The 10,327-nt window shown below is 69.1% G+C and carries 10 protein-coding genes and 1 rRNA gene; all 11 read right to left on the bottom strand.

Translation table 11 applies throughout. The features are described from left to right. On the bottom strand, nucleotides 1-1,192 hold a 1,192-nt coding region (locus CCN51_RS41455), incomplete at its 3' end, for a DNA polymerase IV (RefSeq protein WP_170061362.1). A 114-nt stretch (nucleotides 1,193-1,306) separates the two neighbouring features. Then, nucleotides 1,307-1,933: a MerR family transcriptional regulator gene (locus tag CCN51_RS41460; protein ID WP_014181305.1), complete on the bottom strand. Its 627-nt coding sequence runs from the start codon at nucleotides 1,931-1,933 to the stop codon at nucleotides 1,307-1,309. A gap of 216 nt (nucleotides 1,934-2,149) precedes the next feature. Further along, the gene (locus tag CCN51_RS41465) at nucleotides 2,150-2,623 is read right to left on the bottom strand and encodes a bifunctional nuclease family protein (protein ID WP_014181304.1); all 474 of its coding nucleotides are present in this window, start codon (nucleotides 2,621-2,623) and stop codon (nucleotides 2,150-2,152) included. A gap of 52 nt (nucleotides 2,624-2,675) precedes the next feature. Beyond that, complete coding sequence (gene ftsR / locus CCN51_RS41470; RefSeq protein ID WP_014181303.1) at nucleotides 2,676-3,431, bottom strand: transcriptional regulator FtsR; 756 nt, start codon at nucleotides 3,429-3,431, stop codon at nucleotides 2,676-2,678. 17 nt (nucleotides 3,432-3,448) lie between these two features. Next, nucleotides 3,449-4,282, bottom strand: coding sequence for an FHA domain-containing protein (locus CCN51_RS41475; RefSeq protein ID WP_193383760.1), 834 nt, complete (start codon nucleotides 4,280-4,282; stop codon nucleotides 3,449-3,451). 130 nt (nucleotides 4,283-4,412) lie between these two features. Next, nucleotides 4,413-5,384 carry a DUF881 domain-containing protein gene (locus CCN51_RS41480; RefSeq protein WP_014181301.1) on the bottom strand — a complete coding sequence of 324 codons (972 nt, stop codon included), beginning with the start codon at nucleotides 5,382-5,384 and terminating at the stop codon, nucleotides 4,413-4,415. Nucleotides 5,385-5,388: 4 nt separating this feature from the next. Then, on the bottom strand, nucleotides 5,389-5,721 hold the full coding sequence (locus CCN51_RS41485) for a small basic family protein (RefSeq protein ID WP_014181300.1): 333 nt from the start codon (nucleotides 5,719-5,721) through the stop codon (nucleotides 5,389-5,391). Next, nucleotides 5,718-6,644, bottom strand: a complete 927-nt coding sequence (locus CCN51_RS41490; protein ID WP_043488037.1) for a DUF881 domain-containing protein — start codon at nucleotides 6,642-6,644, stop codon at nucleotides 5,718-5,720. Before CCN51_RS41490 ends, CCN51_RS41485 begins: the two co-directional genes overlap by 4 nt. A 143-nt stretch (nucleotides 6,645-6,787) precedes the next feature. Continuing rightward, entirely contained in the window at nucleotides 6,788-9,283 is a 2,496-nt protein-coding gene (locus CCN51_RS41495; protein ID WP_014181298.1) for a mannose-1-phosphate guanyltransferase, read from the bottom strand. A 115-nt stretch (nucleotides 9,284-9,398) separates the two neighbouring features. Beyond that, nucleotides 9,399-10,007: a cardiolipin synthase ClsA gene (gene clsA / locus CCN51_RS41500; RefSeq protein ID WP_014181297.1), complete on the bottom strand. Its 609-nt coding sequence runs from the start codon at nucleotides 10,005-10,007 to the stop codon at nucleotides 9,399-9,401. Nucleotides 10,008-10,150: 143 nt separating this feature from the next. Continuing rightward, a 5S ribosomal RNA gene (gene rrf, locus CCN51_RS41505) occupies nucleotides 10,151-10,267 on the bottom strand. Nucleotides 10,268-10,327 lie beyond the last annotated feature (60 nt).

The raw sequence follows: 10,327 nt of genomic DNA on the forward strand, positions 1-10,327 counted from the left end.
GGCGGGGCCGGTCGGCGCCCTCGTCGTCCTCCAGGGCCGCCAGGGCGGGCTCCGGTGCCCCTCCGGCCTCGCCCGTCCCCTCGGCGGCTTCCTGAGCCCCCTGGGCCTCATGAGCGGCCTGGGCGGCCTGGGCGAACAGATCCTCCTGGGTGTAGTCCGCCAGGCCGCTCACGCCCACTCCCAGCAGCCGCACACCCGCCGTGGTGTCCACGCCTTCCAGCAGCCGCGCCGCGGCCTCCCGCACCACCGCCGGATCGTCCGTCGGCCCGCGCAGCGTCTCCGAGCGGGTCAGCGTGGAGAAGTCGTAACGCCGCACCTTGAGCACGACCGTGCGGCCCGAACGGCCGGCTCCGCGCAGCCGCCGCACACACCGGTCGGCGAGCCGCGCCACCTCCAGCTGCACCCGTGTGCGGTCGGTGAGGTCGACGTCGTATGTGTCCTCCACCGATACGGACTTGGCGTCCCGCTCGGCCACGACCGGCCGGTCGTCCTGCCCACAGGCCATGACGTACAGCGACGCGCCATGGGCCTTGCCCAGCAGCCGGACCAGCTCCTCCTCCCCCGCCTCCCTCGTCTCGGCGACGGTGGTGATCCCGGCCCGGCGCAGCGCCTCCGCGGTGGCCGGGCCCACCCCGGGCAAGGTACGCACGGTCAGCGGCCCCAGGAGCTCCCACTCGGTGCCCGGTTCGATGAGCACCAGCCCATCGGGCTTGGCCCGCTCGGAGGCGATCTTGGCGAGCATCTTGGACCCGGCCAGGCCCACCGAGCCGGTCAGCCCGGTCGCAGCCACGATGTCCGCGCGCAGCCGCTCCCCCACGGCCCGCGCCGCCTCGGCCGTGGCCGGGACACCGCCCGCCTCCAGATCCACGAACGCCTCGTCCAGGCTCAGCGGCTCGACCAGCGGGGACAGGGTGGCCAGCAGGGCCATGGCCCTGTCGCTCACCTGGCGGTACAGGGAGAAGCGGGGGGTGAGATATGCCGCGTTCGGACACAGGCGGCGGGCCTGGGCCATCGCCATGGCCGAGTGGACTCCGAACACCCGCGCCTCATAGGAAGCCGTGGCCACCACGCCGCGCGGCCCCAGGCCGCCGACGATCACCGGCTTGCCGCGCAGGCTGGGCTTGGCCGCCTGCTCCGCCGAGGCGTAGAAGGCGTCCATGTCCAGATGCAGAATCGTCGGCGCACCCCTCACACCTACAGATGCTGCCGCATGCCACTGACAATCGGGACTACCCATCCGGACTGCCAGTCGGACCACGGGCCACCGACAACCGGGCACTGACGGCCGGGTGCGGCGGCCCCGCGCTCAGCCCGCGCGGTTACGGCGCCGGGCGAGCTCGTCGGCGGGGTTGTGCCCCACCAGCGTCTCGCCGGTGTCCACGCGCTCGCCGTGGAGCTGCGCCAGCGCGCTCTCCACGTCCCGCCACACCACGCCCACGGCGATCCCGAAGACGCCCTGGCCGCCCTGGAGGAGGTCGACCACCTCGTCGGGCGAGGTGCATTCGTAAACCGTCGCCCCGTCGCTCATCAGCGTCATCTGGGCGAGGTCGTCGAGGCCGCGCGAGCGCAGGTGCTGGACGGCGGCCCGGATGTTCTGCAGGGACACGCCGGTATCCAGAAGCCGCTTGACGATCTTGAGAACGACGACGTCCCGGAAGCTGTAGAGCCGCTGGCTGCCCGAGCCGTACGCGGGCCGCACGCTCGGCTCCACGAGCCCGGTGCGCGCCCAGTAGTCCAGCTGGCGGTAGGTGATGCCGGCGGCCGCGCAGGCGGTCGGCCCGCGATAGCCCACCTTCTCGGGCTTCGCCACGGCGCCTTCGCGTGGCGGCGTGGCCTGTGCCGCCACCCGAGCCTTCAGTACCGGTTCGGCCGGTACGCTCCCGGGGAGCGTATACGGACCGCCTGCCGCCGTGCCGTCGCCGCTGCTTCTCACGCCGACCTCCGTCCTCGACCTGCCTTCTCGACGGTAGGCAGTCACCCGGGGTGCGTCAACGATCGCCACACTCGGCACGCCGAGTGATAATCACCCTAAGGGTGGTTTCCCATATCCCTCTTCCGGGAAAGGCTACTCGAATGTGCTGTCGAAGACCGGCGGACAGCACAGCTCACATCTGCCATTCCCTGGCCGCCGATGGTTCGCCGGCCAGGCTCACTGGCTGCTGGTGCCGAAGTCCTCGGGCGAGATCTGGTCGAGGAACTCGCGGAACTTCTCCACCTCGTCCTCCTGCTCGTCCGGGATGGCGATCCCCGCGTCGTCCAGCACCCCGTCACTGCCGTAAATCGGCGTGCCGGTGCGCAGCGCCAGCGCTATGGCGTCGGACGGCCGGGCGCTGACCTCCACGCCGCTGGCGAACACCAGCTCCGCGTAGAAGACACCCTCGCGCAGATCCGTGATGCGGACTTCGGTGAGCTGCTGGCCGACCGCGTCGAGCACGTCCTTGAAGAGGTCGTGGGTCAGCGGGCGCGCCGGAGCCATGCCCTGCTGGGCGAAGGCGATCGCCGTCGCCTCTCCCGGTCCGATCCAGATGGGGAGGTAGCGGTCGCCTCCTACCTCGCGCAGGAGCACGATCGGTTGGTTGGAGGGCATCTCCACCCGGACACCCACGACGTCGAGCTCGTTCACACAGCAACCCTAGGACGTGCCCGGCCGGTTTGGATAGTCGGGGCCGCGCCGGTCACCGGGAACCGGCCCGCAGAGCGGACTGGACAAAGGCCGCATGAAGCCGCACGGACAGCTCGGCCAGCTCCCGGGCGCTGGCCTCCGCATGGGCTCTGGTCTGCGGATTCGGGTGTCGCCGCAGGGGGGCGACCACCTGCTCGAGCAGCCCGGCATCGCGCTCCGCGGCGGTTTTCATGATCCTCAAATGACGTGGTTCCAGACCGAAACGACCCAGGTCCGCGACGAGCCTGGCGACGGTCACCGCCTCGATCTCGTATCCGCCGTCCGCACCCGGCCCGATCAGCCCGAACGACTCCCACTCGGCCAGCTTCCCCTCATCGATCCCGGTGACGGCCAGCAGCTCGGCCCGGCTCACCCGGGCGGCCGTGGGGCGCTCCCCGGCGCCCTCCGGGCCCTCCCCGGCCGATGATCCCTCCGGCAGGGCGCCGGGGTCCGCGGCGGGCAGCTGGGGCCGCTCTCCCCGCTCCAGGGCGTCCAGATGCTCCCGGATGACTTTCAGTGGCAGGTAGTGGTCACGCTGCATACGCAGAACATGGCCGAGCCGCGCCACGTCCTCCGGGCTGAATTTGCGGTAGCCGGAGGGCGTGCGCCGCGGCTCGACCAAGCCCTCGGCCTCCAGAAAACGGATCTTGGAGAGGGTGACCTCGGGGAATTCGTCCCGCAGCAGATTCAGCACGGTGCCGATGCTCATCGCCCGGCCGCCCGCGGGGGCGGTGCCGGTGTCGGCACCGCCCGACGGTGTCTGAAGCATGGACCTCCCCTGACGGGTCAGATGCCGAAGCCCCGCTGGCTCGGGTAGAAGACCACCCGGTACTTGCCGATCTGCACCTCGTCACCGCTGTTCAGGATGGCCGAGTCGATCGCCTCACGGTTGACGTACGTCCCGTTCAGGCTGCCGACGTCCGCGACGGTGAAGGAGCCGTCCTGGCCGCGGCGGAACTCCACATGACGGCGCGAGACGGTCACGTCGTCCAGGAAGATGTCGCTCTGCGGATGACGGCCGGCCGTGGTCACATCGCTGTCCAGCAGGAAGCGGCTGCCGGAGTTCGGCCCGCGGCGGACCACCAGCAGCGCGGACCCCGGGGGCAGCGCATCGACGGCCGCCTGGGCCTCCGGGGAGAGCGAGGGGAGCGGAGTCTGCCCGGTCACCTCGGCGTCGTATGCCTCAAGACCGGAGATCGAAATCGTGGACGTGGTCTCCGACGCGCGCTCGGAGGGCGCCTGGCCCCGCAGCGGCGCGCCGCAGTTGGAGCAGAAACGGCTGGCCTGGGCGTTCTGATGGCCGCACCTCTGACATACCGGCAAGCCGAACCCTCCGCCCGTGTTCGCGGTCGATGGCTCCCCGAAACCTATGGGTCCGGGCGCGGAGGGGTCAACAGAAGACGCGCCCTGACCACCCGGAATGCCGCCACCGTCCCGGAACAGCGGACGCTCCTCGCTCACCCCGCTCTCCTCCGCGGCACGCGGGGCGCGATGGCGGGCGGTGCTGCTGCCGCCGTCCTGGCGCGCACTCTTGCCGAACAACTTCCCGAACAACTTCACGGGCGATTCCCCTTGACTGAAACAGACCCGCCCGTGGGGCAGGGCAAACCCTCGATGCACACACCAGACGGTCCGGACATCCTCACAACGTCCGTGACCACCAGACAGTTTCCATCACGCGCGACTCTTCCGGTGCGCCGACCCCCCGCGTCCTCGTCGTCTTGCCGCGAGACTCCCATACCTAACCACCTCACCGCGACGACGACCGAGCGTAGTCAGGCCGCTTCGCCGACCGCAAGGCGTCGACGACGATCTTCTTCGAGCGCTCGATGGACACGGTGGCCTGCTCCTTCTCCAGGCTCTGCACCACTCCGCCCGGAATGTTCAGGGCCGGCTCCAAGTCCTCCGGCTTGCCGATGACCTTGATCACGTACGGCAGCGTCACTTTCCGTCCATCGATTTCGACCGCGCCGCCGACGTCCGTGAAGTACGTGCTCGCGACCACCCGCACCTTGCCGATCTGGATGGCCTCGGCCCCGGCGGCGCGCAGTTCCTGGACCGCGTCGAGCAGCATGTCCGACTCCACGGTGCCCTTCGACGCGTCGATCTTCATCGTCATACCCGGCCCCTCGGCGGCGACGGTGCCCGCGAGGACACCCAGCTGCTGCTCCTTTTGGGCCGTCTGCTTACGGGCCTCCTCGGCCCGGTCCGAGCTGTTCTCCAGTTCGGTGCGCTGCGTCTCCAGCCGCTGCTTCTCGTCCCGCAGCCGCTGGGTGCGGTTGTCCAGCTCGTCGAGGATCCGCACCAGGTCCTCCTGCCGCGCGCCGCGCAGCACGCTGTTCTCATTGGTCGAGCGCACCTGGATGGCCAGACCGAGGCCGAGGCCGAACAGCAGGAGCGCGACGATGAGTTGGGCCCGCGTCAGCCGCGGCGGCCACAGGCCCTTCACCAGCCGCTGACGGCCGCTGGACGGCTCCTGGCCCTCCTGGGCCGCCTCGGGCTCCGCGCGGTCCTCTGGACCGTCTCCCGGCCCCTCACCGGACTCTTCACCAGGGTCCTCGGCGGGCTCAGGGGCCGGTACGGTCTCCCGCCGCTCCCCCTCGGCCTTCTCCGGTCGCGCATCGGGGCTGCTCTCGGGCGTACGCGGCTCCTCCGGGCGATCGGGCCGCTCGGCCGGCTCGCGGGGCTGCCGGGGCTCCTCCACCGTGTCGTCAGTCGTCATCGGCTCACGCCCGGAAGACATGGCGGCGGATGGCGGCGGCGTTGGAGAAGATCCGGATGCCGAGCACGACCACGACGCCGGTGGACAGCTGGGCGCCGACCCCGAGCTTGTCGCCGAGGAAGACGATCAGCGCGGCGACCACCACATTGGACAGGAACGAGACGACAAAGACCTTGTCGTCGAAGATCCCGTCGAGCATCGCCCGGAAGCCGCCGAACACCGCGTCGAGCGCGGCGACGACGGCGATCGGCAGATAGGGCTCGACCACCGTCGGCACCACGGGTTGGACCACAAGTCCGACCACGACTCCCACGACGAGGCCCAATACGGCGATCAAGATGTGCCCTTCCCTGTGTCGGCGCCGCCCTTCCGGGCGCCACCGGCTATCGGTTCTGCGGTTCGTACGATCAGACTCGGCGCGGCCGGAAGCCGCACCTCGCCCGCGGCGGAAATGCTCGTGCGGATGCCGTAGTTTTCGTGCAGTACATGCAGGTACTGTCCGTCGGCACTGTCCTGGAAGGTCGTGCTCAGCCGCCGTCCGTCCCCCACCGCGAGCACCGTATAGGGCGGCACCAGCGGTTTGTTGTCGACCAGTATGGCGTCTCCCGCGGCCCTGATCGCCGACAGGGCCGTCAGCCGCTGCCCATTGATCGAGACGGCCTCCGCGCCGGACTGCCACAGGCCATTGACCACCCGCTGCAGATCGCGGTCGCGCACCCGCCCCGTATCGGAGAAGCCGGTGCTCTGCCGCGGCCCTCCGCCGCCCTGGTCGGCTTCCTTGGCGTCATTGACGACCAGCTTGACCCCGGGGCCCTTCACCTCGGTCGCCCCGGACAGCAGCGCGAGCAGTTCGCCCTTGTCCCCGCCGTGCTCCTCCAGCGCCTGCCGCTGCCGGTCGTCGACCTCCCTGCGGAGCCTGTCCAGGCTCTTCTGGAGGTCGTCCGCGTTCGAGTTCCCCGACTCGATGCGGTCGATCAGCTTTTCCCGGTCCTTGGCCAGCTTGGGCGCCGATATCCGGGCCTCGTCGGCGCCGATGGTCACGATGCCCGCGGCCAGCAGCAGCCCCGCCGCCAGCACCAGCTTGCCGCGCAGGGTACGCGGCAGGCCCCGCCGCCCCTCCGAACCACGGCGCGCGGCGGCCTCCGCATACCCCTCGTCGAGACTGTGGTCCATCACGTTGGTCAGCAGCGACATGGACGCGTCGAGACGTGGACGGGGGCTCGGCGGAGCTGTGCTCCGAACGGGGGGCTGCTGCGGCATGCCGCACATCGTCGCACGTCGGGGGCGCAGCCGCCGAATGGCCCCACCGGCGCGCCGGAAGCGGGCCATGGGCGGCTGCGGAGCCCCTTGTGCGCCCGGAGACCGCTACGGACTCTCAGGCGCCCCCCACCAGGGGGAACGGATCAGCGACCGGCGCTGTCCACCACGGCGGACCACTCATCGAGCAGCCCCTGCGCGGACGCGTCGTCCGGTCCCTCCGCCCACAGATGGGTGACCGCCTCTGCCGGGTCGGGCAGCACCATGACCCAGCGGCCGTCGGACTCGACCACCCGCACCCCGTCGGTGGTGTCGACCGACCGGTCACCCGCCGCCTCCACCACACGGCGCATGACCAGCCCCTTGACCGCCCACGGAGTGGCCAGATCCCGGCGCAGGACATGGGCGCGCGGAATGCGGGCGTCGATCTGGCTGAGGGTGAGCTGGGTACGGGCCACCAGCCCGATGAGGCGTACAAAGGCCGCCGTACCGTCGAAGACGCTGCTGAACTCGGGGATGATGAAGCCGCCCCGCCCGTCCCCGCCGTAAATCGTGCCCTCCGCCCTGGCCACCCGGGTCAGGTCGTCGGCCGCGGTCGTCGTCCACTCCACCTGCGTGCCGTGGTAAGCCGCCACCTGCTCGGCGATGCGGGTGGTGGTCACCGGCAGCGCCACCCGTCCACTGCGGCGCTCCGCGGCCACCAGGTCCAGCATCACCAGCAAGGCCCGGTCGTCCTCCACGATCCGCCCCCGCTCGTCCACCAGCGAAAGCCGCTCGCCCACCGGGTCGAAGCGCACACCGAAGGCCGCGCGGGCCGAGGCCACGATCTCACCGAGCCGCACCAGACCCGAGCGGCGGGCCTCCACCGTCTCGGTGGGACGCGATTCGTTCAGGCCGGGATTGATGGTCAGCGCGTCGACACCGAGCCGGCCGAGCAGACTGGGCAGAACGAGCCCGGCGCTGCCGTTCGTGGCGTCCACGACAACCTTGAGACCGGATTCCGCGATGCCGCTGGTGTCCACGGCACGCAGCAGGGAGCCCGTGTACGAGTCGAAGACGCTCGAAGGGAAGCTGAGGTCACCGATCTCGCCGGGGAACGCCCTCCGGTACTCCTGGCGCGCGTACACCCGGTCCAGCTTCCGCTGCCCGGCGGCGGACAGATCGGCACCGCGCTCGTCGAAGAACATGATGTCGACGGAGTCGGGCACGCCCGGCGAGGTACGGATCATGATCCCGCCGGCGCTGCCGCGCGCGGTCTGCTGGCGGGCCACGGGCAGCGGCACATTCTCCAGGTCACGCACATCAATGGCGCTGGTCTGAAGGGCCGAGATCACGGCTCGTTTGAGCGCCCGCGCACCACGGGAGTGATCACGAGCGGTGGTGACCGTCGAGCCCTTCTTGAGCGTCGTCGCATAGGCGCCGGCCAGCCGTACGGCCAGCTCCGGGGTGATCTCCACGTTCAGGATCCCGGACACCCCGCGGGCGCCGAAGAGATGGGCCTGGCCGCGCGACTCCCAGATGACCGAGGTGTTGACGAAGGCGCCGGCCTCGATTGTCTTGAACGGGTACACCCGGACATTGCCCTGGACGATCGATTCCTCACCGATCAGGCACTCGTCACCGATGACCGCGCCGTCCTCGATCCGGGCCGCCCGCATGACGTCGGTGTTCTTTCCGATGACGCAGCCGCGCAGATTGGCCTGCTGGCCGACGTACACATTGTCGTGGACCACGGCTCTGTGCAGAAAGGAACCGCTCTTCACGACGACGTTGGACCCGACGACCGTGTGCTCGCGGATCTCCGCGTCCGCCTCCACCTTCGCGTAGTCGCCGATGTAGAGCGGGCCGCGCAGCACGGCGTCCTGATGCACCTCGGCGCCCTCGGCGACCCACACCCCCGGGGAGATCTCGAAGCCGTCGATTTCGACGTCGACCTTGCCCTCGAGCACATCGGCCTGGGCCTTGACATAGCTCTCGTGGGTGCCGACGTCCTCCCAGTAGCCCTCGGCGACATAGCCGTAAATCGGCTTGCCTTCCTTCATCAGCTGCGGGAAGACATCACCGGACCAGTCGACGGGCACATCGGGCTCGACATAGTCGAAGACCTCCGGCTCCATCACATAGATGCCGGTGTTCACGGTGTCGGAGAAAACCTGACCCCAGGTGGGCTTCTCCAGGAAGCGCTCGACCCGGCCGCCCTCGTCGACGATGGTGATGCCGAACTCGAGCGGATTGGGCACGCGGGTCAGACAGACCGTGACCAGCGCCCCGTTCTGCTTGTGGAAATTGATCAGCTCGGTGAGGTCGAAATCCGTCAGGGCATCACCCGAAATCACGAGAAAGGCATCGTCCTTGAGTGCCTCTTCCGCGTTCTTGACGCTGCCGGCGGTGCCGAGTGGCTTTTCCTCATTGGCGTACGTGAGCTCCATCCCGAGCTCCTCGCCGTCCCCGAAGTAGTTCTTGACCAGCGACGCGAGGAACTGGACGGTCACCACGGTCTCGCACAGACCATGCCGCTTGAGCAGCCGCAGCACATGCTCCATGATCGGCCGGTTGGCCACCGGCAGCAGCGGCTTTGGCATGGTCGAGGTCATCGGGCGCAGGCGAGTACCCTCGCCTCCCGCCATCACGACGGCCTTCATGTCGGAAGCGTCCTCCTTGAAGAGACGACGGTCATGCCGACTGACGCACCCCGATGGCCCACATACCTGTCGCATTACGGACACCCCACCACTACGGGCTGCCACATCAGCGAGCTCAGTCGGCCGCGGCGTCCGCCTTGACGAGACGGCGGACCTGGACCACGTAGAGGACTCCTGCCCACCAATAGAGCGTTGTACCCCATCCGGCGAACGCCCATCCGAAAATAGCAGCGATTGTGTGAAGTGGGCCACTTCCATCACTCAGAAGGAGCAACGGGAAGGCGTACATCAGGTTGAAGGTCGCTGCCTTGCCGAGGAAGTTGACCTGGGGCGGGGGATAGCCATGACGCCGCAGGATGCCGACCATGACCAGCAGCACCAACTCCCGTGCGAGAAGCACCGCGGTCAGCCAGATCGGCAGGATGTCGCGCCAGGTCAGGCCGACGAGTGTAGACAGAATGTAGAGACGGTCGGCCGCCGGATCCAGAATCCGGCCAAGGCTGCTGACCTGGTTCCAGCGGCGGGCCAGCTTCCCGTCGAGATAGTCACTCACACCGCTGAGCGCCAGCACGAGCAGCGCCCATTCATCACTCTTCGGCCCGCCGAACTCGGGCCGCAGGATCAGCCACAGGAAAAGCGGAACGCCGAGCAGACGCGCGGCGCTGAGGATGTTCGGGATGGTGAGCACGCGGTCGGTCTGGACGCGCGTCTCCTGGACCTCCACCCGGGAGCCTCCTGTGAGAACGGTGACGATGGATGCCCCATGACCTTACCGGTAGGGTATCGAGGCCTGGCACGGGGCCTCGGGCACGACAAAAAGCTCCGGGCGGAAACCAGTGGTTCCCACCCGGAGCTTTATCAAAAATTGTTCGGCGGTGTCCTACTCTCCCACAGGGTCCCCCCTGCAGTACCATCGGCGCTGAAAGGCTTAGCTTCCGGGTTCGAAATGTAACCGGGCGTTTCCCTAACGCAATAACCACCGAAACACTATGAAGAAAACAAACCAACACCACACACCATGACGGTGCGTGATTGGTTGGTCAT

The organism is Streptomyces milbemycinicus (genome assembly GCF_002154605.1).
GTDB lineage: Bacteria > Actinomycetota > Actinomycetes > Streptomycetales > Streptomycetaceae > Streptomyces > Streptomyces milbemycinicus.

Bases quoted from the DNA above. Each gene is read 5' to 3' on its own strand.
- ftsR (WP_014181303.1), bottom strand. From the start codon at position 3,431: ATGCTTCAGACACCGTCGGGCGGTGCCGACACCGGCACCGCCCCCGCG.
- CCN51_RS41480 (WP_014181301.1), bottom strand. From the start codon at position 5,384: ATGACGACTGACGACACGGTGGAGGAGCCCCGGCAGCCCCGCGAGCCG.
- CCN51_RS41490 (WP_043488037.1), bottom strand. From the start codon at position 6,644: ATGCCGCAGCAGCCCCCCGTTCGGAGCACAGCTCCGCCGAGCCCCCGT.
- CCN51_RS41495 (WP_014181298.1), bottom strand. From the start codon at position 9,283: ATGAAGGCCGTCGTGATGGCGGGAGGCGAGGGTACTCGCCTGCGCCCG.